Source organism: Helicobacter turcicus (assembly GCF_019711685.1).
GTDB lineage: Bacteria > Campylobacterota > Campylobacteria > Campylobacterales > Helicobacteraceae > Helicobacter_D > Helicobacter_D turcicus.
In genome coordinates this window covers 1-25991 of sequence record NZ_JAIGYQ010000007.1, presented here as the reverse complement: position 1 = coordinate 25991, position 25991 = coordinate 1, and the positions used below count along the sequence as shown (strand labels likewise).

Genomic DNA, 25991 nt, shown 5'->3' with positions numbered 1-25991 from the left:
TTTTTGGGATAGGAGATTTATGATGTTCCCGGTAAAAGGAAGAATAAGACTTGTTGGAAGTGCCTTAGGAATAGGTGTTGGTGAAGATTCCATTGTTTGTGTGGATAATTTTTATAATATCTCCAAATTCACAAAAGAACACTATGTAATAGATAGTGTGTTGCAACTTGCTAAAGATATTGAACCTTTACATCACTTTAGCAAAGCAGTAGCTGTTTCACATACTGCTCAAAGGGTTGCCTTAGGCTTTGCAAAATCCACAAAAGGTGTTGTGGTCAAAACCGATTCCAACATTGCTCCAATCGCACAGCTCACTTGGCAAAAACTCCAAATTTCTAAAATCGCATACTCCTATGATGATAGTCTATTAGCAACCGGTGGTGAGGATGGACGAGTGCTTGTGTATTCAGCCGATCATCATGAACTTATTCTAAGTCTTCCACCCCTACCAGATACAATCTCCTCTATTGTTTTTAGTGATGATGATAGTTTAATATTCTCCGCATGTTTTGGTAAGAGTGCTACGATTTTTAATATCGTAAAAAATACACAAGTTGCTACACTAAAAATGGACTATCTTATTGAAGATGCCTTTTTTTATGCCGACAACACACTCCTATTTTGTGTAACAAAAGAAGGCAAAATTTTAACCTATGATATTAAAGAGAATAAAATCATTAGAGAAACGTTACTACAAGGTGCTTGGCTAACGACTTGCCACAAGCTTCCGGGTGAAGAGTTTGCGATTGTTGGGGGCAAGGATAAGCAACTTAGAATTATCCGCTTAAGTGATGATGCGCTTGTAGATTCTATCTCTTTGGAGCAAAATGGAATTACAGCAATGCGCTTTTATGAGAATTTACTTCATTTGGGTTATTCTGATGGCGTGGTAGAGATTGTGGATATTGATGAAGCACGTGAAGAACTGCTAGAATTCTTAGATAAAGATGATTTAAAAGGCGCACTTGGTGTGATTCAGCAAAAAAATGTTTTCTTAAAAACACTTGATGTGTATTGCACGAAATTAGAATCGCAATGGAAAGAAGCTTTAGCAAAAGCAATTGATTTATTAGCAAAAGACCAAATACAAGAAGCAACAGCAATTATTGAGCCTTTTATGCTAGATAAAGCAAAAAAAGAAGAGTTTGATTATTATTGGCAACAAAAGGAATTTACAGCGAAGTTTATGGATGCCTTAGAAGCAAAAAATTATGCCGAGGCATATCGTTTGAGTGAGCAGCACCCCTATTTAAAAGATACGATTGCTTATGAAGAGATGGAAAGCTTATGGAATAAGACTATTGAAGTTTGCAAACACTTGTTATTTCAAGATCCACAAGGTAACCTAGCAAAAGCTCAAGATCTATTGCGTCCTTTTACTTTGGCAAAATGCAAAAAAGATTCCGCAATGATGTTGCTTAGAAATAGCGATAAATATGTGCAAGCGGATAAGGAATACCGCGCAAAAAATTTTGTGGAATATTTTAAAATGACCGAGCGCTTTCCGTTTTTAAAAGATGTGCTTATCTATAAAAGTGCGCTTTTAATTGGCGATCAGATTATCCAAAGGGTTAATACACTAGAGAATCAAAATGAGTTTGCAAAGGCACTTGAAGTGTGTAAATTGCTTGCCTCTATGGCTCCTTTTAAAAATGCTGCAAACTCTAAAGTTAAAATTATTCAACTCAAACAAGATTTCTCTCAAGTCTGCAAAGAGCGTAAGTTAAGCGAAGCTTTTAGGCTTGCAGAGGAACATTATGAGTTGCGCTCTATGCCTGAATATAAGCTTTTGTATGATACTTTCAAAAAGCATGAGAAAATGGCTTTTAATTTTGCTGTTGTAGGAAATGGCAAGAGTGCACTAGATAATTTAAAAGACTATTTGCATATTGAATGTTGGGTTGATAAGATTGCAGCGATTTTGAAGATTGCCTATTTAGCAGAATTTGCAAAGAATGCTCCGGGCAAAGAGGGTGCGCAAGAGAATATTTCATGGAAAGAAACATTTCAATATTACATTGAGCGCTATGGTAAAGATGAGGAACTAAAGAAGGTTGTAAGCGAAATGGGATTGCAACATGAGCTAGATAGTATTCCTTTTGATGGGAATCCTAAAGGTTATCTTACAACAATCATAGCAGATTCCTTGCTATCCATTGATGACCAACCTTTACACCAACATGAAGGAGAAAGTAAATAGTTGGAATCTCTAATTAAAGCACGTTATAAAACAAAACAAATTGCTGTGGGTAATGTGCTAGTAGGTGGTGATGCACCAATTTCTGTGCAGAGTATGGTGTTTAGTAAAACTGCAGATTTAGAAACAACAAAAGCGCAAATTGATTGTTTGCAACTTGCAGGGTGTGATATTGTACGTGTTGCTGTGAGTGATAGAGAAGATGCAAATGCACTCAAAACACTCAAAAATATGATTTCCTTGCCACTTGTTGCAGACATTCACTTCCGTTATAAATTTGCCCTTATTGCCGCAGAATCTGTGGATTGTATCCGTATAAATCCCGGAAATATTGGCTCAAAAGAAAAAATCAAAGCAGTAGTAGATGCATGTAAAGAACGTGGGATTCCTATTAGAATCGGAGTTAATGCGGGGAGTTTGGAGAGGCAGTTTGAAGAAAAGTATGGTGCAACTCCTAAGGGAATGGTGGAATCCGCATTGTATAATATTAAGCTTTTAGAGGATTTTGGTTTTACAAATCTTAAAGTTTCTTTGAAGGCTAGTGATGTAGAACGCACAATGGCAGCATATAGAATGTTACGACCTTTAGTGGAATATCCTTTTCATTTAGGCGTTACTGAAGCAGGGGATTTGGAATCTTCTATGATTAAAAGCTCTATGGCACTAGGTGGGCTTTTAATGGAGGGGATTGGAGATACAATGCGCGTTTCTATCACGGGAGAACTAGAAAAAGAGATTGAAGTTGCACGCGAAATCTTGCGTTTTAGCGGGCGACAAAAGGAAGGGATTACTTATATTTCTTGTCCAACTTGTGGGAGATTACAAGCAGATTTAGTGCCGATTTTAAAGGAAATAAAAGAACGTATGCCAAAAATCATCGCCCCAATGCAACTCTCTGTTATGGGCTGTGCAGTCAATGCTTTAGGGGAGGCAAAGCATGCTGATGTTGCCATTGCTTTTGGAAATGGAGATGGGCTTGTGATTAAAAAGGGTGAAATTGTTGGAAAATATAAGCAAGAAGAGTTGATTGATGTGTTTATTAAAGAAGTAATAAAGACAGAGCAAGAAATGCTACAAACCCAAAAGAAAGGTGAATAAAACTACACTAACCCCTGAAGAGTTTTGATGTGTTCTAACGTAGTATTGAAAGATTCCGTATCTAATTTGTAGTGACGTATGTATTGCAAGGCGGTGTTGATTTGTGTTTGGTTTGCAATACTAAAAGGACTAATTAGCGCATTGACTACCCTCAAAGGATAAATGTAAGGCTCTAAGTCTTTTGGAACTTCATCTTCTAAGAGATGATGTGCAACTTGCACCATTGTGTGCTCAAAATTCCAATGCTCAAACAAAAGCTCCAAAATTTCAAATTGATTGTATCCGATGAGTGTATTTTCAGAATCTATAAAGGCTTGAGGATCAAATTTTTGCATAAAGTTTTGTTCTTGATTTTTCTTTTTTATACAATCTGTAATTATAACCATTCCAATATGCATTATAAGTGCGCATGGCATTAGGATTCCTAATAATTCCTTTTTATCTTGATACCAATGGAGCAAAAACGCACTTTTTAAGTTTGCAGCATAGACAAATTGCCTTGTGCTAATTTTATAAGGACTTAAATCAATTTGAAAACTTGATTTTACCGCACTAGCAATAGCTAACCCTTTTGCTGTGGAGATTCCAAACATAGAAACAGCTTGAAAAACAGAGTGAATCTTGCGTGTGTAACCATAAATAGGAGAGTTTGCATATTTAATCAATTCTGTAGTCAAAAAGGGGTCTTTTCCAATAACGTTAGCAACTTGCTTTGTTGTTGTTTCTTCGTTTAGGCAAATTTTCTGAAGTTCAGCAATAGTCTGTGGCAGTGGAGGAAGTGCTTCTATATTAGTATCAATAAGATTTTTCACAACAAGGACTCTCAAAAATATGCAGATATGCTAATACAATAAAATTTTTATAAATATAACATAAAATACGCATTTTTGTGCCTTGATTTGCGCAATATTATGCGGTTTTTGTTATAATTGTGAGAGTTTGTTTTAAAAATTTGTTGTTTTAAAAATTTTAGGAGATAAAATGCAATATATTGATGATTCCCTAGAGGGTAAAAAGATTCTAATTACTGGTGGTGCAGGGTTTATTGGCTCAAATTTAGCACTTTATTTCCAAAAATACCATAAAGCTGAAGTAGTTATCTTTGATAGCTTTAGGAGTGAAAAAACTTTTAGTAATGGGCATTTCAAGTCGCTTGGGCATTTTAAAAATCTGTTAGATTTTAAGGGGGAAGTGATTGTTGGGGATATTACAAGCAAAGAAGACTTAGAGCGTTTGGAGAGCTTCAACTTTGATTATATCTTTCATCAAGCAGCTATTTCCGATACGACCGTGATGAATCAAGAGGCAGTTTTGCGCGCAAATGTGAATGCGTATAAAGATTTACTAGATTTGTGTGTGCGCAGTAATGCAAGAATGATTTATGCTTCAAGTGCGGGCGTGTATGGCAACTCTCATGCTCCAAATAGTATAGGAGATGGTGAGATTCCAGAAAATGTTTATGGTTTTTCAAAACTAATGATGGACAATCTTACGCAAAAATACTTGCAACGTTATCCAGAACTAAAAATTGTTGGGTTGCGTTATTTTAATGTTTATGGCGAAAATGAAGTGCATAAAGGCAAGACAGCTTCGATGATTTTGCAACTTAGCTTACAAGCCTTAAGACAAAAAAAAGTGCGCCTTTTTAAAATGGGTGAACAAAAGCGTGATTTTGTATATATCCAAGATGTGGTGCAGGCAAATGTTAAAGCAATGGAATCCAAAAAAAGTGGCGTGTATAATGTTGGTAGTGGCAATGCACGTTCTTTTAATGCCATTGTTGCATGTTTGAAAATGGATTTAGGTGAGTTTGCAGTAGAGTATATTGATAATCCTTATACATTTTTTCAAACACATACAGAGGCAAATATTGTGCTAACTAAGGAATTTCTAGGCTACACGCCACGTTTCTCCTTAGAAGTTGGGGTAAAAAACTATTTACCAAGCATTAAGGCGATTCACGCAAGTGGCGTATGGAGTGAAATTGTGCAGGAATAGGTCGGTGAAGCCAAATATTTTAGTTGTTGGGGATTTGATTTTAGACCATTACATTTGGGGGAATTGTGAGCGCATTTCTCCAGAAGCACCCGTACAGGTGATTGATGTTAAAAAAGAATCACTAAAATTAGGTGGTGCGTGCAATGTAGCAAGCAATCTTGTTAGCTTAGATTCTAATGTTTGGATTTGTGGAATGGCAGGGAGTGATAGTGCAGGAAGCACACTAAAAGCAGAGCTAGAGCGACTTGGTATTAACACGGATGGAATCTTTTACCATACAAATCGCCCAACCACGCAAAAATCCCGCATCATTGCTGGACATCAACAGGTAGTACGTGTAGATAGAGAGGATAAAACGCTAATTTCTAGAGAGGGAGAAGAATTTATCTGCAATTTCACAGAATCTTTAATTTTGGATTCTAACATTGCGTGTATTGTGCTAAGCGATTATGAAAAAGGTGTGCTAAGTGTTGAACTAACACAACGTCTAATCACTCTAGCAAGAAGTAAAAAGATTAAAATTCTAGTCGATCCAAAAGGCAAGAATTATACAAAGTACAAGGGTGCAACGCTTCTAACACCAAATAAAAAAGAAGCCACAGAAGCCACAGGGATTGTAATTTCTGATACAAAGAATCTAAATGAGGCTCTTGTGTGTTTGCAAAATTTGTGTGGTTTGGAGATTTCACTCATCACGCTTAGTGAAGATGGGATTGCTTTTATGGAAAAAAGAGAGAATCAAGGAATTGCTACGCAACAACAAAGCAGCAAAAGAAGAAAAAATGCTAAAAAGGAAATCCCTCAAGCACAGAAAATTCCAACTATTGCGCGTGAAGTTTTTGACGTAACGGGCGCGGGAGATACGGTTATTGCCTCTTTAGCCTATATGTTAGCCCTCGATAAGCCTATTGCGCAAAGTGTATATTTTGCAAATGCAGCAGCTGCAGTAGTTGTAAGCAAGTTAGGCTCTGCAACAGCTAGCAAGCAGGAGATTTTGGCATATTTGAAGCGCAATAATCTTTTAGATTCTACCCTTGTGAATGCCGAGTTTCTAAAGGTTTTTGATGTTCAAAAAGAGAATTTTGGTTTTAACTCGCAAATTAGCAAAATTTTAAAGCGCAAGATGCTTAATCCTTATGAGGATAAGTGGATTAAAGAGAGTGAGTTTGGGCTTTTTTTGGAGAGTTTAGAGCAGTTAAAGCAAGAGGGATTTAAGGTGATTTTCACCAATGGTTGCTTTGATATTTTACATTTAGGACATTTAGACTATCTTCATAAGGCACGTAAATTAGGGGATTTATTAATCGTTGGACTCAATAGTGATGCTTCCATCAAGCGTCTAAAAGGGAATGAGCGTCCAGTGAATTGTGAAAGTGATAGAATCATACAATTATGCGCCTTAGAGTGTGTGGATTTTGTAGTGGTATTTGAGACAGACACTCCTAAGCAGTTGATTGCTAAGATTCGCCCTGATGTATTAGTAAAGGGCGCAGACTACGTAGAGAAGGAAGTTATTGGAGCAAACTTTAGCAAGGAAGTGCGTTTAATTGACTTTGTGGAGGGCAAAAGCACAACCAGCCTAATTCAAAAAATTAAAAATTTAAAGGAATCTAAATGCAAGCAGTGATTTTAAATGAAATTAAAGCACATTTACATAGTGCGCAAAAAATGGAATCCTTAGTGCCAATCTTAGAAATTGCAGCAAAAATGGCAATTGATACGTTAAAAGGGGGAAATAAGATTCTGCTTTGTGGCAATGGTGGAAGTGCTGCAGATGCGCAACATATCGCGGCTGAACTTACAGGACGTTATAAAAAAGAACGTCAAGGGCTTAGTGCAATTGCTCTTACAACAGACACAAGTGCGCTAACGGCAATCGGTAATGACTATGGCTATAATTTTGTATTTTCTAGGCAGTTTGAGGCACTAGCTAGAGAAGGGGACATGTTGTGGGGAATCTCAACAAGTGGCGAGAGTAAAAATGTGCTAAATGCTTTAGAATGCGCACGTAAAATGGGCTGTAAGACTTTGGGTTTTAGCGGTAGAGATGGTGGAACTATGCAAAAACTTTGCGATGTGTTGTTGATTTCTCCAAGCAATGACACACCACGTATTCAAGAAATGCATATTTTAATGGGACATATTCTTTGTGATTTGATTGAAAAAAGTTATTAAAATGTTTTTTGAAAAAATCATTGCTGCATGTTCTGATGATGGGTTCCGCCTAGAATCTGCGCTTTTTAAGCAGCTCCAAAATGGTGGAATCAAGGCGGATTTTTCTGATTTAAGCGCAGATAGGAAAGGAATCTATTTTTACTATCCTAGTAACAGGTGTCAAAAAGTCTTGCTCTATCAAGCAAAAATCCAAGAAGCAACCTTTAGAAATCAAGGCGACCCTTATGTGCATTTATGTGGCTGTAAAGCTTGCTTAGAAGGACTTAAGAATTCTGATTTTCTAGCCGTAGTCGCTTATGACTTGCGTTTTTTTTTAGGGATTTATTCGCATAAAGTGCAAGTTAAATTCTTTCATGATAAGCCCTTAGCTTTATGTCCAGAGTGCCTGAATATTGCAGAGTTTAATGGAGATTTAAAGACGTTTTTAACCTAGGATAAAAATCATTTTTAAACATATCTTAAAAATACAGAATTCCTTTTAAGATTCTAATTTTTTCTTTTAAGATGTGTGCCTTTATAGCACTTGGGCTAGGTGTATTTTGTGCAATCCATTCTTTTGGAGAGTAGGCTAGAAGTGCTTTAAAGGCATTCAATAGCATTGTGCGGACTGCAAAAAAGTTGGAATCTGAAAATTTCTGTTGTGCCTCAAAACTTATGCTCCCTTGTTTATCGGCTAATAATAAGGTAATTTGAAGTTCTAGCAATGTGGAATCTTTTTTGTAAGATTCAAAAAAAGCTACACATTTTGCAGGGCGCATTTTGGAGAGAAGATAGATTTTAATGTGGTTTTGGATTAGCAAGAGCATGGGGGTTTTTATCGCATTAGGTAGCGCAATATCAAGCAGTGGTGTAACAATTTTTAAATTATCATGTCCTTTGGAGTTTCCAAAATTACGATAGCAATATGGTTTTGCAATGTCGTGGTAAAGGCTTGCAAATTTTAAAATCAAGCGGTGTTTATCACTTTTTATATTTTTGGATTCTACTAACTTTAACACTTCCATAGTATGGGCAAATACAGAAGCTTCTAAATGGTGTAAATTACCCTCTTTTAACGTGGTTAGCGCATAAATGCTAGGAAAAATCACATCAAGAACGCCTAATTCAAAAAGGCTCTCAAAGAAAAGGTGAGAATTCTGTTCCAAAAGTGCGCCTTCTACTTCCTTATACACGCGATTTGATTCTAAAAAGTGTAATTCATCACGCATTTTGTAGATTAAAACCTTTGTGCTTGGGTGGATTTTCCATTCTCCACCAAGTCTAGCGCGAAATCTCGCTATTCTAAGCACACGCAAGGGGTCTTCACAAAATGCCTCACTGATATGACGTAAGGTTTTATTTTCTAAATCTTGGATTCCATTAAAGGGATCATGATAGGTTTGTGTGGCTTCATCAAAGGCAATGGCATTAATGGTCAAATCACGACGTTTTAAATCTTCATATAAGGAGACTTGCTGTATCTCTATGCTAAAGCCATTGTAACCATGCCTTATCTTTTTTTCTCGCCTTGCAAGAGCAATTTGAGAACCATCTTTTTGGAGAAAAACAGGAAAACTCTTGCCAACTTTGTGCAAATGTTTAAAATCATTCTCGCTAAAGCCAACAGCAACATAATCTCTATCTTTAATCGGTATCCCTAAAAGCTTATCACGCACGGCACCACCGACAAGATATATCTGTTTAGTATAATCTGTATTTTCTAGCAATTCGTTTGTAAATGCCATATCTTTTAAAATCCTTGCCAATACTATGTTCAAGCCAAGTGAATTTTCCTAAATTTTTCGGAGATAATTTCTTTATATTTTATTTAAAAAATATGCATCAAAATAATCATTTTGTTTTTTCATCGCTACACCATTGATATATTTTAAATACACTTTCTGCCTTAAAAAATAAAACTCAAAAAATAATTCTATTTTTTAAACCCTTATAAGCCTATTAGATTCCACAACAAAGCATTGTGGATTTAAATAAGCCTATCTGCTCTGCACTCAATTCCTTTGGGCATGTTTGCATCAAGAGTACGCATTTTTTTACATTTTTACAAAAGGTAGCAATTTATTAAGCTTTGCTTAAACAAAACCTCTCCATGTTGGCAAAAAAATTTTTGCGCTTTAGTGTGATCTGAATTTGCCTATGACGATAGTATATGTGCGGTTTTTGGTGTGGTCGCACTAGTTTCCTTGCATAGCCCACAAAGTAGTTACACTTCAAGCAAGATTTGGACTAGTTAGAAATTGTTTCAGCAACTTTGCTTCTTGCAAGAACAGAGAGTTTAGTCAATATTTAAATATTTTAGAAATTAATACGACAAATTACACTGCTACAACCTTACAGCGCACGTAGTTTTGCAATTTCATCACGTAGTCTTGCAGCCTCTTCAAACTCTAAAGCCTTAGCGGCTTCTTGCATCTGCTTACTTAATTCTTTTACAAGTTTTTCTCTCTCACTCTTTGGCATTTTCTCCTTGCTTGCCTTCTTTGCCCTCTCATAAAGCATTCCTAAATCTTGGTTTTTCAAATCTGTATCAAGCTTTCTTGAAACACTCTGTGGTGTGATATGGTGCTTTTTGTTGTAGGCTTCTTGCTTAGAGCGGCGATAGTCTGTAATCTCCATTGCTTTTTGCATTGAAGACGTAATCTTAGAGGCAAAAAGCAGCACATGTCCATTGACATTTCTAGCAGCTCTCCCCATAGTTTGGATTAAACTTGTCTCACTTCTTAAAAATCCCTCTTTATCCGCATCTAATATTGCCACTAAGGACACTTCAGGCAAATCCAACCCCTCACGCAAGAGGTTAATCCCTACTAGAATATCAAATTCCCCCTCTCTTAATGCGCGAATGATTTGGTTACGTTCAATTGCATCAATATCAGAGTGCATATAACGCACCCTTAATCCTAAATCATTGTAGTATTTTGTTAGCTCTTCTGCCATTTTTTTAGTCAATGCTGTAACTAGCACTCTCTCCCCTCTTGCAATCACTCCCTTTGCTCTATCATAAAGAATTGCGACTTGCTTTTCCGCATCTAGCACTTCATACAAGGGGTCTAACAATCCTGTTGGGCGAATTAACTGCTCTGCTATGTGTTCTTTGCTTAATTCTAGCTCTTTTTGTGCGGGTGTAGCAGAGACAAAGAGAAAATGCGGGGCTTTAATAATAAATTCTTCATATTTTAGCGGACGATTGTCTAACGCACTAGGTAGGCGGAATCCATATTCTACAAGCACTTCTTTACGGCTTCTATCTCCTGCATACATTCCACCAAATTGTGGCAAACTCACATGGCTTTCATCAACAATTAGCAAATAAGGTTGATTTTTTTGCGCAAAGTAATCCAGCAAGGAATAAGGTGTTTCTCCGGGTTTTTTACCTGTTAAATGACGTGCATAATTTTCAATTCCTTTACAAATCCCTGTTGTTTGTATCATTTCTAAGTCAAACTCCGTGCGTGATTTTAACCGCTCATATTCCACCATTTTGCCCTGCTCTTTAAAAAACTTTAAGCGCAAATGCAATTCTTCTTCAATGTTTTTAATTGCTACCTTTAATCTATCTGCACTCACGATAAAAGGATTCGCCGCATACAGCACAAAGGAATCCAACTTTTTAAGCAGCTTTTTATCCACAGAATCTAAAAGCGCAATAGATTCTAACGCATCACCAAAAAACTCCAAACGCACAATTTCTTCCTCATTATATGCAGGAAAAATATCAATCACTTCTCCATTAACCCTAAAGTCTCCTCTATCAAAAAAATTATCATTGCGCTTATATCCCATATCCACAAGACGCAACAGCAAGGATTTTTGATGATATTCCTGCCCAACTGCAAATTTCTCAATCATCTCCAAATACTCTCTAGGGTTTCCCAAACCATAATTTGCCGACACGCTTGCTACAACAATACTATCATCATAAGCTAGAAGCGAAGTTGTCGCACTCAAGCGCAATCGCTCTAATTCTTCATTAATACTAGAATCTTTTTCAATAAATAAATCCTGTCTTGGAATATAGGCTTCAGGCTGATAATAATCAAAGTGTGAGATAAAGTATTCTACATGGTTTTTTGGAAAAAAGCCTTTAAACTCGCTATAAAGTTGTGCTGCAAGGGTTTTATTATGCGTCATAATTAAAGTTGGCATTTGTAATTCTTGGATAATATGCGCCATTGAGAAAGTTTTTCCGCTTCCTGTTACGCCGATTAATGTTTGGTATTGACTGCCCTTTTTGATAAAAGCACTTAGAGTTTTAATTGCTTCTGGCTGGTCGCCTGATGGCTTAAAAGAAGAATGTAAAGAAAACATTATAAACCCTTAAAAATTGCGTATTTTACCTTATCTTTGAGAAAAATTACACCCAATTTAACAAAAATATTCCCCTAAAACTTGATTTTAAAATCAAAGCTTTATATATTATTAAATATCTTGCTTTTGAATGCTTTTAGAATATATAATTACACATTCTACAAATACGGAGGGTTTAGAATGAAAATTTTCATTGTTTGTTTATTTTTTGCTACAAGTTTATTTGCAAAAAATACCGGCTTTAGCGATGAAGTTTTGTCGCTATTCTTACACAAAGATGATAGTAAAGTTGCAGGAAGATTGCTTCCTACAAATGCTTTTTCTATCCTTGAAAGTGATGGGGCAAGGGTAAAGGTTAAAGTAGATGGATTTGTTAATCCAAAAGCGCCATATGTGCTGTATCTCAATGATAGCCAAAGAATCATTGTAGCAGCTTTTAGCAAAAATACTCAGCTAAAATTTACACGAAGAGTTGCGGGTAAAAATGGCAAATGGGACAAGGTGAGTATTGAAGTTTGGACAGACAAAAAAGAATTTGCAAAAAACAATAAAGAAATGCTTGCAAGAGCAAAAACATTGTATGCAGAAAATTGCGGAATCTGCCACACTGCACACAAAACACAAGAATTCACAGCAAATCAGTGGCCAAGCACTTTTAGATCTATGGTAGATAGAACAGGAATTGACAAAAAGGACAGATGGCTAGTCATTGAATACTTACAAAAAAATGCAAAAGACTTTAAGGAGACAAAATGAGCGTAGATAGAAGAAAGTTTTTAAAAATCGGTGCTGGGCTTAGTGCATTACCTTTAATGCCAAGTTTTGTGGGTGCAAAAAATCCACAAGCAACATCTATCAAACCCGGACTTATCAAAGATGGTAAAGTTATTACAGCTGCACACTGGGGCATTTTAAATCTAAGCATCAAAGATGGTAAAGTTGTAAAATCTGAACCTTATGAAAAAATTACAAAAATGGACAATCCTCTGCAACACTACACAGCAGATATGATTTACAAATCAAGAGTCAAATACCCTTATGTAAGAAAAAGCTACTTAGAAAACCCGGATAATCCAAAAAGAGAGCTTAGAGGTAAAGAAGAATTTGTGCGCGTTAGCTACGAAGATGCAATTAAATTAATCGCAAGAGAACTCAAAAAGACACGCGACACAAAAGGGGCAAGCGCAATCTTTGGTGGAAGTTATGGTTGGAAATCAAGTGGAAATATGCAAAACTCACGTATTTTGCTCCATAGATTCTTAAATGTTACAGGTGGTTTCGTTGGTGTTACAGGAGACTATTCTACAGGTGCTTCACAAGTTATTATGCCTTATGTTGTTGGAAGTATTGAGGTTTATGAACAGCAAACTTCTTGGGAAAATATTCTAAGTGATTCTAAAGTTGTTGTAATCTGGGGAGCTAACCCAATCTCTACACTAAGAATCTCTTGGACTGCCACAGAACAAGAAGGTTTAGCTTACTTTGAAAAACTTAAAAAGAGTAAAATTAAAGTTATCTGCATAGATCCTGTGCGCACAGAAACTTGTAAATTCCTTGATGCTGAATGGATTGCTCCTCGCCCAAATACAGATGTGGCTTTAATGCTTGGAATGGCTTATCACCTTATTTCTGTCAAAAAAGTTAATTATGAATTCTTAGAAACTTACACAACAGGCTTCAATGAGTTTAAAGCGTATCTAGATGGAAAAGGGGATGGGGTCGTAAAAAATGTAAAATGGGCAAGTGAGATTTGTGGCATCAAAGAAAGAAAAATCAAACAACTTGCAGAGCTCTTCTATGACAACCCAACAATGCTAATGAGCGGCTGGGGAATGCAAAGAGCTCATCATGGAGAGCAACCGCACTGGATGTTAGTAACACTAGCTTCAATGTTAGGACAAATCGGGACAAAAGGTGGTGGTTTTGGACTAAGTTATCATTATAGCAATGGTGGTGTTCCTACTTGCAAAGGAGGCGTAATTGGAGGTATGACAGCAGGACCTGTTGGAATTTGGAAAAACGGAAAATTCCGAGGATTACCAAAAGATACTTCCACACAAAGCGGTGCTGAATGGCTTCAAAATGCAGCGACCTACTCTTTTCCATTAGCTAGAATCGCTGATGCCCTTTTAAATCCGGGTAAAAAAATCCAACACAATGGACATGAAATCACTTACCCTGATATTGACTTTATCTATTGGGTTGGCGGAAATCCACTAGTGCATCATCAAGATACAAACACAAATGTTAAAGCTTGGAGAAAACCGCGCACGGTAGTAGTTAATGAAATCTATTGGACGCCAACAGCAAAAATGGCAGATATTGTTATGCCTGCAACAAGCTCTTATGAAAGAGATGATATTACAATGGTTGGGGATTACTCTAATATGTTTATTGCGCCAATGAAACAAGCTGTTTTACCAGTAGGAGAAAGTCGTGATGATTATGAAATCTTCTCTGATTTATGTAGGGTTTATGGCAAAAATGTATATAACGCATTTACTGACAATGGCAAAAAAGCTAAAGATTTCATTAAAGAATATTACAATAGCGCACTTGCACAAACACAAGCTTATGGGGCAGAGTTTGCAACACCCATGCCAAGCTTTGAAGAATTCTGGGCAAAAAATGAACCTATTAAATTTGCAGCAAATATTGAAAGCTTAGAATGGACTAGATTCAAAGACTTCATAGAAGATCCTATCTTAGAAGCTTTAGGAACAGAATCTGGATTAATTGAAATCTATTCTAAAACCATTGAAACGTATAACTATGATGACTGCAAGGCACACCCTGCTTGGTTTGAGCCTATTGAATGGCTAGGAAATGCAACAAAAGAAGCTCCATTCCACCTGCTTACAAACCACCCAGCAGACAGACTACACTCACAAATGTGCCACACTAGCCTAAGGGAAACTTATGCTGTAAATGGTAGAGAGCCAATTTTAATCAACTCAAAAGATGCTAGAAAACTAGGTATTAAAAACGGCGATGTTGTGCGTGTATTCAACAAAAGGGGAGAAGTTCTAGCAGGCGCGGTAGTCAATAATGACATTATGTCGGGTGTAGTAATGTTGCACGAAGGTGGATGGTATGACCCAAATGAAGAAGGAATGTGTAAATATGGTAGCGCAAATGTCCTAACCCTTGACATTCCAACATCTAAACTAGCAAATGGAAATATTGCACACACAGGGCTTGTAAATATTGAAAAATTTGAAGGGGAACTTCCAAAAGTTACTGCTTTCTCCGCTCCAAAAGGTGCTGAATAATCTTTCTGCTCTCCTTTGGAGAGCGAAATCTTACAAATAAACTTTAAGCAACCTTTAGTCTTTAATATTATATTTTTGTTTGATAAAATACATTTAAAATTTAAAAATTACAAACAATACAATCTTTAAGGAAAGGATATGGTTCAAATCACAGGGCTTGGTATGCAATACGTCACAAAAAAACTTTTTGAAAATGTAAATTTAAAATTAGACAAAGGCAAACGCTATGGGCTTATTGGCGCAAATGGCGCAGGAAAATCTACTTTTTTGAAAATCTTAAGCAGGGAAATAGAGCCAACTAGCGGAGAAATCTCCTTTGATCCAAATGCGCGTCTAGGTGTTCTTGGGCAAAATCAATTTGCCTTTGAAGACTTCAGCATTAAAGATTGTGTGCTTTATGGTAACAGACGCCTTTATGATGCAATCAAAGAGAAAGAAAGGCTTTATAATGAGGGCGATTTTAGCGATGTGGTTAATGAGCGTTTGGGTGAGCTAGAGATGATTTGCGCAGAGGAAGATCCAACTTATGAATACGATGTGCAAATTGAAAAAATTTTAGAGGATTTAGGATTCCAAGCTAGCATTCATAATAATCTTATGCAAACACTAACTAGTGGGGATAAGTTTAAAGTTTTACTCGCACAAGTGCTATTCCCAAAACCTGATATTTTATTTTTAGATGAGCCTACAAACAACTTAGATTTGAAAACTATCGGCTATTTAGAAGAACAATTAAAACGACATGAAGGCACACTTGTTGTGATTAGCCATGATAGACATTTTCTAAATAGCATTTGCACACATATTTTGGATTTAGATTTCAAAAGTGTGCGTGAATTTAGCGGTAATTACGATGATTGGTATATTGCTTCTACTTTAATTGCAAAACAGCAAGAAATGGAGCGCAATAAAAAACTCAAAGAAAAGGAAGAGTTAGAATCCTTCATTGCACGCTTTTGTGCAAATGCAAGCAAAGCAAAACAAGCCACTTCTCGCCAAAAGCAACTTGACAAGTTAGATATTCAAAACCTTAAAGTCTCAAGCCGTCGAGACCCTAGTATTGTTTTTAAAGCAAATCGCTCTATTGGTAATGAAGCCCTAACTCTTGAAAATCTTAGCTTCAGTTATGGGGATTTGTGTGTGCTAAAGGAGCTTAACTTAACAATTCTACCCGGAGATAAGATCGCACTTATTGGACGCAATGGAATCGGAAAAACAACATTCTGTGAGTTAATTTGTGAAAATCTAAAACCAGCAAGTGGGAGCATTAAATGGGGAGCAACGATTGAACGCGGATACTTTCCACAAAACACAACCGAACAAGTCAAAGGTGAGGAAACGTTATATGAATGGCTACGCGGATTTGATAAAAAAAAGGAAACTAGTGAGATTAGAAATGCACTTGGGAGAATGCTTTTTAGCGGAGAGGAACAGGAAAAAAGTGTTTATGCGCTAAGTGGTGGCGAAAAACATCGCATAATGTTAAGCAAACTCATGCTAGAGGGTGGAAACTTTCTTGTGCTTGATGAGCCTACAAACCATTTAGACTTAGAGGCAATTATCGCACTTGGTGAAGCACTTTATAAATACGATGGAAATGTGATTTGCATAAGCCATGATAGAGAGTTAATTGGAGTGTATGCAAACCGCATTATTGAATTTAAAGAAAATAATGAAATTATAGATTTTCGCGGAAGTTATGAGGAGTATTTAGAATCACAAGCCTAAAATTAACTTGACTATTTTCATTTTTTATGCTATCAAAGATAGGGACAAATTTTTTAGGAGGATTGATTATGAATTTCCTTAGTCATTTAAGTATCCGTATTAAAATGTTTGCACTTGTTTTGTTGCCCATGTTGGCTTTGGTGCTAATCTCTACTTTCTTTATTAAAGGGCAGTATGTAGAGTATAAAAGTGCAGAGTTGCTAGAGAGGGGCGTTATTCTCTCTGAAAAAATCTCCCTAGTCATTCACGAACTACAAAAAGAAAGAGGGACCTCAGCGGGCTTTTTGGGTTCAAAAGGAAGCGCATTTGGAGAGAACTTAAAACAACAGAGGAATTTAACCAATACAAAGATTAAAGAGCTCAATGACTTTCTAGCAACTTTTCCTACAAGCATATATCCGCAATCTATGCAAAATTCCTTAAAAATTTTCTTAACTCAACTCGCAAATATCTCCCAAATCCGATCTCGTATAGATTCCTTAAATGTAAAGATTGGCGATATTCTAGGATACTACACAGGCACAATTGCACACTCCATTAATGTAATTATTGAAGTTACTGGGGTTAGCAAAAACGACAGAATGACAAAAGAGCTAATTGCTTATATCAATTTCCTAAAAGCAAAAGAAAGCGCAGGACAGGAACGCGCAACCCTCTCTAACACATTTAGTGCAAATAAGTTTGCTGATGAAATCTATGAAAAATTTATAGCACTTATTACTGCGCAAGAGGTTTATATTGACAGCTTTTTACGATATGCCTCAAGCGAAAATCAACAAATCTACAAAAAACTTCAACAAGACAAAAGCTTTACAGAAGTGCAAGCTATGCGTGATATTGCTATTAAAAATAGCGATGAAGGAAACTTTGGGGTAGAAGGTCCATATTGGTTTGCTACAATCACTAAAAAAATTGACCTACTCAAAGAACTTGAAGATAAAATTGCAGCCGAACTCATTGCAGATATTAAAAATATCAAAAGTAGTAATGCCTTTGGATTTTGGGCAACACTTAGCGGAATTGGCGTTATTATATTTTTTACAATGCTTTTAGGATTCCTTATTTTGCAGGATATCACACAACGTATCAAAAAAATGCAATATTATCTAATAGGACTCAAACAAACCAAAGATATTGCCTCTATGCCTAATTTTATGCGTGATGGTAAAGATGAGATTAGCATTATTCTCTCTGCTATTTCAGACTTCTTAAGCTTAATACGCGAAATCTTTGCAGAACTCAATACCCAAAGCAAAGAAAATGTCCAAACCTCAAAAAATCTATTGCATGGGGCACAAGAAGTTTTAACGCGCACAAATCAAGGTTTTTTGCTCTCCAATGAAGCAAGCACTATTAGTCAAGAAGTGGAATCCTCTTTAAAAGTAAATTCACAAAAAAGCACCACTACAATGGAAAATATAGAAATTGCTATTAAAGAGCTTGAAAATGCTGTAGATTCCATTGTTAAATTTTCAGAAAGTGTTTCTAATAATGCACAAAGACAAGAACAACTTGCACAAAATGTATCCCAACTCAACCAAGAAGCAGAAAACATCAAAATTGTTTTAACCACTATCACAGACATTGCAGACCAAACAAATCTTTTAGCACTCAATGCCGCTATTGAAGCAGCAAGAGCAGGAGAACATGGAAGAGGGTTTGCCGTTGTTGCAGATGAGGTAAGAAAACTCGCAGAACGCACACAAAAATCTCTCAATGAAATCAACATAACAATAAATGCAATCACACAAAGCATTGGAGATATAAGCACACAAATCACACAAAGCGCAAAAAGCTCCTATGCTTTTATGGAAGATTCTCAAAAAATACAAGATTCCATTCACCTTATCACAGACAAAATGCATGTTGTCAATAATCTAGCACAAGAAACCGCGCAAAGCTCTAATCTCTTGGAATCTCACACGCAAAAACTTCTAGATAATAACAAAATCTTAAACCATAACCTACAAGAAATCGCTAAAGAGATGGACAATGTCTCAAACTCTGCAAATGGATTAGAATCTAAAGCCACAGACATTGAAAGAAAGATTAATGAATTTAAAATCCATTAGGCGATGCTTCATTAGCCATCGCCAAAGCTCTATTCCTCAACTTGATTGCAATGGCAAGTGTAGCGAACAATTCGGGACTTGAGAAAATAGACGGGAGAGGCTTATTATGAATTTTGATTCCAAATTTTCTGCTTTTGTTAAAGAAGTAAAATCTGCGTGTAAAGAAGTTTTTGAAAGTTATTTGTTACGTTATGCTTTTGGCGTGGATGCAAGTTGTTATAACTACACGCCCAAACTTGTGATTAATGCTTTAAATGAAGAAGAAGTTCTTAGTGTTTTAGCTTTAGTGCGCAAATATGGAATCGCTATTACTTTTAGAGCAGCGGGAACAAGCCTTTCAGGGCAAGCAAGTTCAAATAGTGTTTTGCTTATTGCAAATAAGGGGTTTAAAGGCATAAAGCTTAACGAAGACGCAAGCATTATTGAGTGTGAGTGTGGAGTAATAGCTAGTGAGGCTAATGAAGTTTTAAAGCCTTTTGGTAAGAAAATAGGACCTGATCCTGCCACTATAGCAACGGCTTTAATGGGAGGAATTTTAAACAATAATTCAAGCGGAATGTGCTGTGGGGTCTCTCAAAATAGTTATCACACCATACACTCTTTAAGGGTAGTTTTGCTTGATGGAAGCATACTTGATACAGGTGATGCTTTAAGTTGTGAGAATTTTTGTAAAACTCATAAGAATTTGATAAAAACACTCTTTTCTTTAAGAGAGGGAATTTTAAAAGACGAGGATTTAAAAAAGCTCATCAAGAATAAATTTAAGATTAAAAACACAACGGGTTATAGCATTAATGCTTTGCTTGATTTTAGCGAAACTAGAGATATCATCAATCATCTTTTTGTAGGAAGTGAGGGAACTTTAGGTTTTGTGAGTAAAGTGCGGTTAAAGACTATAAAAGATAGTGCTTTTAAAGGTTGTGCTTTGTTGTTTTTTAAAAACTTAGAACAAACTTCAAGGGCAGTTGTAAGTCTTGCAAGACTTCCTTTAGTTAATGCTCTTGAAATGATGGATTATGCTTGTTTGAGTGCAGTTAAAGACTATGAAGGAGTGCCAAACATACTTAAGGAATGCAAAGAGGGTTACACCTGTCTTTTGCTCCAAAGCATAGCTGATAGCGCAAAAGAACTTGATAAGAATTTAACAGAGCTTAAAGAGCATTTAAAAGATTTAAAACTTGCTTTTGAACCTCTTATTTCAACAGAACAAAACGAATTTGATAGCTGGTGGAAAATCCGCAAAGGACTTTTGCCAATAGTTGCTGGGGCGAGAAAAAAACAAACAACGGTCATTACAGAGGATTTGTGTTTTAAAATAGAAGATTTTTGTGAAGGGGCAGAGCTTATAAAAACTTTATTTGAAAAATATGGCTTTGAAGGAGTAATTTTTGGACATGCTTTAAGCGGAAACTTGCATTTTATCATTACACCAAATTTAAACGATCAAGTGCAATATGAAAATTTTAGTGCTTTGGTTTGCGAAATGAGTGAAAAAGTTAGCTTGATGCAAGGCAGCATAAAAGCTGAACACGGAACGGGCAGAATGGTTGCACCTTTTGTGGAGCTTGAGTGGGGGTCAAAAGCTTATGAGATTAACAAAGCCATAAAAACAGCTTTTGATCCTTTGAGACTTTTAAATCCTGATGTTATTATTAGCGATGATAAGGAAATTTATAAGAAAAACCTTAAGGCTATGAATGCTATTGAAAATTTACCCCTTGAGAGTGAGCTCATTAATCGTTGCATGGAATGCGGCTTTTGTGAAAAGAATTGCCCAAGCAAAGATATAACCCTTACTCCTCGTCAAAGAATAGCGGTTTTAAGAGAAGTTTCTAGATTAAATGCACTTAATGACTTTTCAAAGGCAAATCAACTTTTAAAAGAATACGAATACTACGGCGTGCAAACCTGTGCTGCTTGTTCAAGGTGTTTGGATCTCTGTCCTTTAAATATAGATACAGCAAAAATTGCTCTTACTTTGCGCAAAAGCCTAAATGCTAAATTTTTGCCTTTGGCGCAAAAAGCTTATGAAAATTTTGATCGCTTACTTAGCTTTGCTAAATTTGGCGTTTCTTTGACAAATGGTGCTAGTAGGATTTTTGGTGAAAAAAGGCTTAGCAAAATAAGTAGTTTTGGACACAAATTTCATCTTCCTTATATCCCCGAAAAAATGCCTTTAGCAAATTCTTATATATTGGAATCAAAATTTGAATTTGATGAGAAAATCGTCTATTTTAGTGCTTGTTCTAATCGCATCTTTAAGCCGAATTTAAAATCTTTTCAAGATCAAAGAAGTTTGCAAGAAGTTGTAGAAAGTTTGTGTTTGAAGGCTCAAATTTCCGTGCTTTATCCTTCAAATTTATCTAAAATGTGTTGTGGAAAGTTTTTTGAAAATTTTCCCAGCATCAAGGATAAAAATTCAGAATATTTAAAAGCAGAACTTTTTGAGCTTAGTTTAAAGGGTAAGCTTAGGATTGTTGTTGATCATTCAAGTTGTTTTTATGAGATGTTTAAGAATTTTAAAGACTTGCAAGTGCTTGATTTAAGTGAATTTTTATTTAGCATCGCCTCTAAGCTTAAGCTTAGAAAGGGTGATAAAAGGATTTTAGTGCATAAGCTTTGCTTGCTTAAAAAACTTGATAAAGCCCATTTTATAGAAGATTTAGCGAGGCTTTGTAGCGACGAGGTAGGAGTGATTAGAAGTTTTGAGTGTTGCGGCTTTGCTGGAGACAAGGGCTTTTTTACGCCCGAGCTTAATCAAAGCGCAACAAGGAATTTAAAATTTGAAACTAAGGATTATGATTTGGGTGTGAGTTCAAGCTGCACTTGTGAAATTGGTTTAAATTCTTATTGTGAACTTGATTTCGTGCATATTGCTTATTTATTAGATGCTTTAAGCACTTAAAAACTCTAAATTATTTTTAAAATCACTGCACATAGCACCCAATCACATTAAGGATAAGCTATGAAGCTTTAAAGAATTGCAATAAGCGACAAATACCCTAGGATATAAAAAAGGATTCAAAAAAACTTAATTCCTTATCTTTATGCAACCATCCTCATAAAAATTATTAAAACTTCATTAGTAGATTTCTAGCTTTTTCCCTCCCAATGAATGAAATGGGACTTTATAAAAACTATGATTCTATCCATGCAAACGCCTGTTAAACCAATGATAATTACTCCAGCAAACATAATATCAATAAACATAAACTTAGAAGAATCTAGCACAATCCAACCAATACCACTTTGACTAGCTACCATTTCTGCTGCTACTAGTGCAGAATAACTAGCCCCGATACTAATTCTAATCCCTGTAAAAATATCTGGCAGAGAATGGGGTATAATCACACGCCAAAAAGTTTGCCACGCATTTGCTCCAGAATTTTTAGCAGAGTGGATAAAATCTTGTGGAATCTTATGTGCTGCAGAATAGCTTGCAATAAAAAGCGGTGCAAATCCTGCAAAAAATAAAAGCAATACTTTGCTTAACTCATCAATCCCAAACCATAGAATCAAAATACTATAATACCCAAGTGGTGGAAGAGGCTTTAAAAACTCTACTAAAGGCTCAAATAATGCCCTTACAAATTTATTGAACGCGCTAAATAATCCTAATGGAATCGCAAATAAAGCAACGCTAAGAAAAGCTAGAAATAACCGCCTTAAACTCGCATAAATATGCTCCCCCAAACTACTTCCCTTATAACCATCTTGGAACAATTCCACAAAGGCACTAACTACATCTTTTGGACTAGGAATTAAAAGAGAATGCATAGCAATTGCCACAATCTGCCATAAAACAACAATGCTTACTAAAAATACCAGCACTAATAATTTGTGATTTTTTAAGAGTTTCATTACTGGCTTCTATTGGCTATTGTGTCGTATTTTTTTGTGATTTCTTTTAGCTTTATCTCACCTAAACCCACAGGATTTATATAAGGCATTAACAAATCCCCTACGCGAAGTGCTTCTTCTAAATGCGGATATCCAGATAGCACGAAAGTATCCACACCTATATCAATATATTCCTTTAGCACTCTTAGCACACTTTCTACACTTCCTACGATAGCAGTTCCAGCCCCAGCTCTAACTAGCCCAACACCTGCCCAAATATTTGGATAAATCACTAAATCATCATTAATGTTTTCAAACAATGCATTCATTCTTTGTTGTCCCACAGAGACATAGGAATTCATATCTTTTCTTGCTTGTTTTATGGTTTTTTCATCAAGCTTAGAAATAAGCTTTCTTGCTGCTTCCCAAGCCTCTTCTTCACTTTCTCTAACGATAATATGAAATCTTGCTCCAAATGTAACTTCACGCTCATGCTTTGCTGCTTCTGCTTTCACCGCATCAATTTTTTCTTTCATTTTTGATGGAATCTCACCCCAACTTAGATATTTATCAACATATTCTCCAGCTAGCTTGTGTGCAATTTCACTAGATCCACCAAAGAATAATGGCGGATAGGGTGTTTGTAGTGGTGGATGAAAAAGTTTAGCATCTTTAATATTGTAATATTTCCCTTTAAAATTCACACATTCCCCACTTAACAAAGCTTTCCAGATTTTTGTAAATTCTGCGGCTTGTTCATATCTGTCCTTATGATTTAGAAAAATCCCATCGGCTTGTAAATCCTCCTCATCACCCCCAGTTACAAGATTAAAGAGTGTTCGCCCACCACTTAATCGGTCCAGTGTAGCAGAGATTCTTGCTGCAAAGCTAGGCGAGATAACACCCGGACGAAGTGCCATTAGGAATCTAAAAGCTTTTGTAGCATTAAAAAGTGCGCTGCCTACGATATAAGATTCTTCACAGCTTCTCCCAGTGGGTATCAATGCTCCCAAAAATCCTGCATATTCCGCAGCTTTCGCCACTTGCGTAAGATACTCTAGTGTAATTTTTCTAGCACCGATATTACTCCCTAGATATGCCCCATCACCATAAGTTGGTAGAAACCAAAACAAATTTGCATTTAATTTTTCCATTTTTACTTCCTTTATATAATATAATTTGCTTCATTATCTCTTAATAATTCCAAGATTCTTGCCCTAAGCCTTGCAAAGTCTTGTTGAGATTCCACATTGTTTTCGCCAATTTTATTTGTAAAATTCACGCTAAATTCTGCGATGATATTTTGATTTTTTATCTCATAAGGCTTTAACAGCAGGATTCTAGTCCCAAGCCTTAAGGCTTCATTGACATCATGCGTAATAAGAATCATCGTTTTTTTATAAAGCACCCAAATGTTTCGCACAAGATTTTGCATATTTTCCTTTGTGAAAGCATCAAGCGCACTAAAAGGCTCATCAAGCAAGATTAACTCTTTGTTATCACAGAGAATCTTTGCTAGAAACGCCCTGCTTTTTTGCCCACCACTACATTCATAAGGATATTTTTTTTCAAAAATTGCTCCACCCAATCCAACAGAATCTAAAAATTTTCTAGCAATTTCAAGACGCTCTTTTTTTGGTTTTTTATGTAACCCAAAACTCACATTATCTACAAGATTTAGCCAAGGAAAAAGGGGGGAGTTCTGAAAGCAAAGTCCAATACCGTTAGCCTTATTTTCTATCTCTCCGCTTTTTTGCTTTAAGATTCCTGCAATGATTCTTAAAAGTGTGCTTTTGCCACAACCAGAATCCCCAAGTAACACAATGAATTCCCCGCGATTTACCGCTAAATTAAGATTATCAAACACCTTAAGATTGCTATATTCAAAACAGAGATTATTAATATTTAAAATTTGCATAAAATCCTCACTGCAAAAATGAAGGATTGATATAGCTATCAAACTTAATGCTTTTTGGAATCTTTCTTAATACTCCTTGTGTATGTAAAAACTCCGCTACGCCTTGTATGGTTTTATAATACTCTCCTTTTTGCGTTGGGGTGCCTAAAAATTTAGCTTCTTTTAATGCTTTAGAATCTAGCCAAAGTGCCTTTTTTTCATCAATTAATCCCTCCACAATCTCAGGGTTAAATTTAAAATGCTTCGCAAACACTTCCACAGCTTCTTTTCTGTTATTAATATATAAGTCATAAGCTCTATCAAGTGCTCTAATGTAAGCCTTTAGTGCTTTTTCATCTTTATACTCTTTTCTTACGGCACTCACATCACTTAAGATAATCCCAACATTTAGCAAATCTTCATCACTATAAATGATATTTGCATTTTCTAAGTCGCTTAAATAAGTATCCCAAACAAATGCCGCATCAATATCACCTCTTTGCCATGCTGCAAACAAATCTGTAGGATTTAAATCTAGCAATTTTACTTCATTTTGTGCGATATTATTGACTTTTAGTGTAGAGAGGAGTGCATAATGCGCACTTGTGCCAAAAGGGACGCCAATCTTTTTACCTTTAATATCGCCAACACTTTTAATGCCACCATTCTTTTTGACTGCTAAACCTTCATTTTGTTTGCTAACAAAACTAATATGAATAACATCTGTTTCTAGCCCACCTAGGATTCCAGCAACATAGGGTGTAGTGCCTAAAAAGCCCACATCAATACTTTTAGAAGCAAATGCGTTATTAATATCTCTTCCAGTATCAAAGCTAAACACTTCTAGCTTTATTCCAGCCTGTTTTAATTCCTCCTCCAAAATCCCGCTTGCAATCGCTAATGTTTGCGTACTAGGAATACTCTGTATTCCGACTTTTAGAGTTTGAGCAAAGAGCGTTTGCGTAACTCCAACTAAAGCCAATAGCAATAATGCTAATCTTTTTATGCTTTTCATTTTGCATCCTTTTGTTAAATGTAAAAATTTTTTATTCAAAAATTTCGTTCCATTATAAAGATTTAAAAGATAAATGTCAATAATTTTTTAAAATACAATATGTATATTAAAAAATTTTGCTAAAAATAAATCTAAAACAATAAAACATAAAAATATTTTAAAGAATAGAAAGCGCACAAGATAATAAAAATAGAAAAGACAAAGACGTATAAGCCTTTGAAATAAAGTTTTTAAAAATCCCTTTATAAATCATATTTCTCAAACACATAACACCCCCCTTGAATAACCCTGCAACAACCGCTTAAAAAATTTGAAAAGTGCAATTTTCAATAGTAAATAAAAATGAACAAAGGTTTTAATAAGCCTGCATAAAGAGAAGGATTAGAGTGTT

At 35.9% G+C, this 25991-nt stretch carries 18 protein-coding genes; 11 read left to right on the top strand and 7 right to left on the bottom strand.

The window, feature by feature from the left end; translation table 11 throughout:
• Positions 1–19 precede the first annotated feature (19 nt).
• Positions 20–2200: a WD40 repeat domain-containing protein gene (locus K4G57_RS05950; protein WP_236033247.1), complete on the top strand. Its 2181-nt coding sequence runs from the start codon at positions 20–22 to the stop codon at positions 2198–2200.
• 12 nt (positions 2201–2212) lie between these two features.
• Complete coding sequence (ispG, locus tag K4G57_RS05945; RefSeq protein WP_221532328.1) at positions 2213–3295, top strand: flavodoxin-dependent (E)-4-hydroxy-3-methylbut-2-enyl-diphosphate synthase; 1083 nt, start codon at positions 2213–2215, stop codon at positions 3293–3295.
• Between the two features lie 2 nt (positions 3296–3297).
• On the opposite strand, the gene K4G57_RS05940 is transcribed toward ispG, so the two are convergent.
• On the bottom strand, positions 3298–4107 hold the full coding sequence (locus K4G57_RS05940) for an HDOD domain-containing protein (protein ID WP_221532270.1): 810 nt from the start codon (positions 4105–4107) through the stop codon (positions 3298–3300).
• Positions 4108–4276: 169 nt separating this feature from the next.
• Here K4G57_RS05940 and rfaD point away from each other — a divergent pair, with 169 nt between their 5' ends.
• From rfaD to K4G57_RS05920, 4 genes are read left to right on the top strand one after another with little or no spacing between them, the layout of a single operon-like run.
• The gene (rfaD, locus tag K4G57_RS05935) at positions 4277–5293 is read left to right on the top strand and encodes an ADP-glyceromanno-heptose 6-epimerase (RefSeq protein ID WP_221532271.1); all 1017 of its coding nucleotides are present in this window, start codon (positions 4277–4279) and stop codon (positions 5291–5293) included.
• Positions 5274–6920, top strand: coding sequence for a D-glycero-beta-D-manno-heptose 1-phosphate adenylyltransferase (rfaE2, locus tag K4G57_RS05930; protein WP_346727937.1), 1647 nt, complete (start codon positions 5274–5276; stop codon positions 6918–6920). Before rfaD ends, rfaE2 begins: the two co-directional genes overlap by 20 nt.
• Positions 6908–7468: a D-sedoheptulose 7-phosphate isomerase gene (gene gmhA, locus K4G57_RS05925; protein ID WP_221532272.1), complete on the top strand. Its 561-nt coding sequence runs from the start codon at positions 6908–6910 to the stop codon at positions 7466–7468. The genes rfaE2 and gmhA overlap by 13 nt, the downstream gene beginning before the upstream one ends.
• Before the next feature lies 1 nt (position 7469).
• A complete protein-coding gene (locus K4G57_RS05920; RefSeq protein ID WP_221532273.1) occupies positions 7470–7901 on the top strand; it encodes a hypothetical protein in 432 nt (143 codons plus the stop codon).
• Positions 7902–7926: 25 nt separating this feature from the next.
• Here K4G57_RS05920 and K4G57_RS05915 read toward each other — a convergent pair whose 3' ends face one another.
• Both K4G57_RS05915 and uvrB read right to left on the bottom strand, forming a co-directional pair.
• Positions 7927–9192, bottom strand: a complete 1266-nt coding sequence (locus K4G57_RS05915; RefSeq protein ID WP_221532274.1) for a tRNA nucleotidyltransferase/poly(A) polymerase-related protein — start codon at positions 9190–9192, stop codon at positions 7927–7929.
• 607 nt (positions 9193–9799) lie between these two features.
• Positions 9800–11776: an excinuclease ABC subunit UvrB gene (gene uvrB, locus K4G57_RS05910; RefSeq protein WP_221532275.1), complete on the bottom strand. Its 1977-nt coding sequence runs from the start codon at positions 11774–11776 to the stop codon at positions 9800–9802.
• A 180-nt stretch (positions 11777–11956) separates the two neighbouring features.
• Between uvrB and K4G57_RS05905 the strand changes: the two genes are divergently transcribed.
• From K4G57_RS05905 to K4G57_RS05885, 5 genes are all read left to right on the top strand, one after another.
• Positions 11957–12532 (top strand): cytochrome C, encoded by a 576-nt coding sequence (locus K4G57_RS05905; protein ID WP_221532276.1) that lies wholly within the window; start codon positions 11957–11959, stop codon positions 12530–12532.
• A complete protein-coding gene (locus K4G57_RS05900; protein ID WP_221532277.1) occupies positions 12529–15048 on the top strand; it encodes a molybdopterin guanine dinucleotide-containing S/N-oxide reductase in 2520 nt (839 codons plus the stop codon). Before K4G57_RS05905 ends, K4G57_RS05900 begins: the two co-directional genes overlap by 4 nt.
• 138 nt (positions 15049–15186) lie before the next feature.
• A complete protein-coding gene (locus tag K4G57_RS05895) occupies positions 15187–16776 on the top strand; it encodes an ABC-F family ATP-binding cassette domain-containing protein (protein ID WP_221532278.1) in 1590 nt (529 codons plus the stop codon).
• Positions 16777–16844: 68 nt separating this feature from the next.
• The gene (locus tag K4G57_RS09255; protein WP_221532279.1) at positions 16845–18848 is read left to right on the top strand and encodes a methyl-accepting chemotaxis protein; all 2004 of its coding nucleotides are present in this window, start codon (positions 16845–16847) and stop codon (positions 18846–18848) included.
• A 106-nt stretch (positions 18849–18954) separates the two neighbouring features.
• A complete protein-coding gene (locus K4G57_RS05885; RefSeq protein WP_221532280.1) occupies positions 18955–21753 on the top strand; it encodes an FAD-binding and (Fe-S)-binding domain-containing protein in 2799 nt (932 codons plus the stop codon).
• A 188-nt stretch (positions 21754–21941) separates the two neighbouring features.
• Here K4G57_RS05885 and K4G57_RS05880 read toward each other — a convergent pair whose 3' ends face one another.
• From K4G57_RS05880 to K4G57_RS05865, 4 genes are read right to left on the bottom strand one after another with little or no spacing between them, the layout of a single operon-like run.
• Positions 21942–22709 carry an ABC transporter permease gene (locus K4G57_RS05880; RefSeq protein ID WP_221532281.1) on the bottom strand — a complete coding sequence of 256 codons (768 nt, stop codon included), beginning with the start codon at positions 22707–22709 and terminating at the stop codon, positions 21942–21944.
• Complete coding sequence (ssuD, locus tag K4G57_RS05875) at positions 22709–23842, bottom strand: alkanesulfonate monooxygenase (RefSeq protein WP_221532282.1); 1134 nt, start codon at positions 23840–23842, stop codon at positions 22709–22711. Before ssuD ends, K4G57_RS05880 begins: the two co-directional genes overlap by 1 nt.
• A gap of 11 nt (positions 23843–23853) precedes the next feature.
• The gene (locus tag K4G57_RS05870) at positions 23854–24606 is read right to left on the bottom strand and encodes an ABC transporter ATP-binding protein (RefSeq protein ID WP_221532283.1); all 753 of its coding nucleotides are present in this window, start codon (positions 24604–24606) and stop codon (positions 23854–23856) included.
• 7 nt (positions 24607–24613) lie between these two features.
• A complete protein-coding gene (locus tag K4G57_RS05865; protein ID WP_221532284.1) occupies positions 24614–25600 on the bottom strand; it encodes a taurine ABC transporter substrate-binding protein in 987 nt (328 codons plus the stop codon).
• Positions 25601–25991 lie beyond the last annotated feature (391 nt).

Coding starts and splice junctions, on each gene's coding strand:
- K4G57_RS05950 (WP_236033247.1), top strand. CDS start 20: ATGATGTTCCCGGTAAAAGGAAGAATAAGACTTGTTGGAAGTGCCTTA.
- rfaD (WP_221532271.1), top strand. CDS start 4,277: ATGCAATATATTGATGATTCCCTAGAGGGTAAAAAGATTCTAATTACT.
- gmhA (WP_221532272.1), top strand. CDS start 6,908: ATGCAAGCAGTGATTTTAAATGAAATTAAAGCACATTTACATAGTGCG.
- K4G57_RS05920 (WP_221532273.1), top strand. CDS start 7,470: ATGTTTTTTGAAAAAATCATTGCTGCATGTTCTGATGATGGGTTCCGC.
- K4G57_RS05915 (WP_221532274.1), bottom strand. CDS start 9,192: ATGGCATTTACAAACGAATTGCTAGAAAATACAGATTATACTAAACAG.
- uvrB (WP_221532275.1), bottom strand. CDS start 11,776: ATGTTTTCTTTACATTCTTCTTTTAAGCCATCAGGCGACCAGCCAGAA.
- K4G57_RS05905 (WP_221532276.1), top strand. CDS start 11,957: ATGAAAATTTTCATTGTTTGTTTATTTTTTGCTACAAGTTTATTTGCA.
- K4G57_RS05900 (WP_221532277.1), top strand. CDS start 12,529: ATGAGCGTAGATAGAAGAAAGTTTTTAAAAATCGGTGCTGGGCTTAGT.
- K4G57_RS05895 (WP_221532278.1), top strand. CDS start 15,187: ATGGTTCAAATCACAGGGCTTGGTATGCAATACGTCACAAAAAAACTT.
- K4G57_RS09255 (WP_221532279.1), top strand. CDS start 16,845: ATGAATTTCCTTAGTCATTTAAGTATCCGTATTAAAATGTTTGCACTT.
- K4G57_RS05885 (WP_221532280.1), top strand. CDS start 18,955: ATGAATTTTGATTCCAAATTTTCTGCTTTTGTTAAAGAAGTAAAATCT.
- K4G57_RS05880 (WP_221532281.1), bottom strand. CDS start 22,709: ATGAAACTCTTAAAAAATCACAAATTATTAGTGCTGGTATTTTTAGTA.
- ssuD (WP_221532282.1), bottom strand. CDS start 23,842: ATGGAAAAATTAAATGCAAATTTGTTTTGGTTTCTACCAACTTATGGT.
- K4G57_RS05870 (WP_221532283.1), bottom strand. CDS start 24,606: ATGCAAATTTTAAATATTAATAATCTCTGTTTTGAATATAGCAATCTT.
- K4G57_RS05865 (WP_221532284.1), bottom strand. CDS start 25,600: ATGAAAAGCATAAAAAGATTAGCATTATTGCTATTGGCTTTAGTTGGA.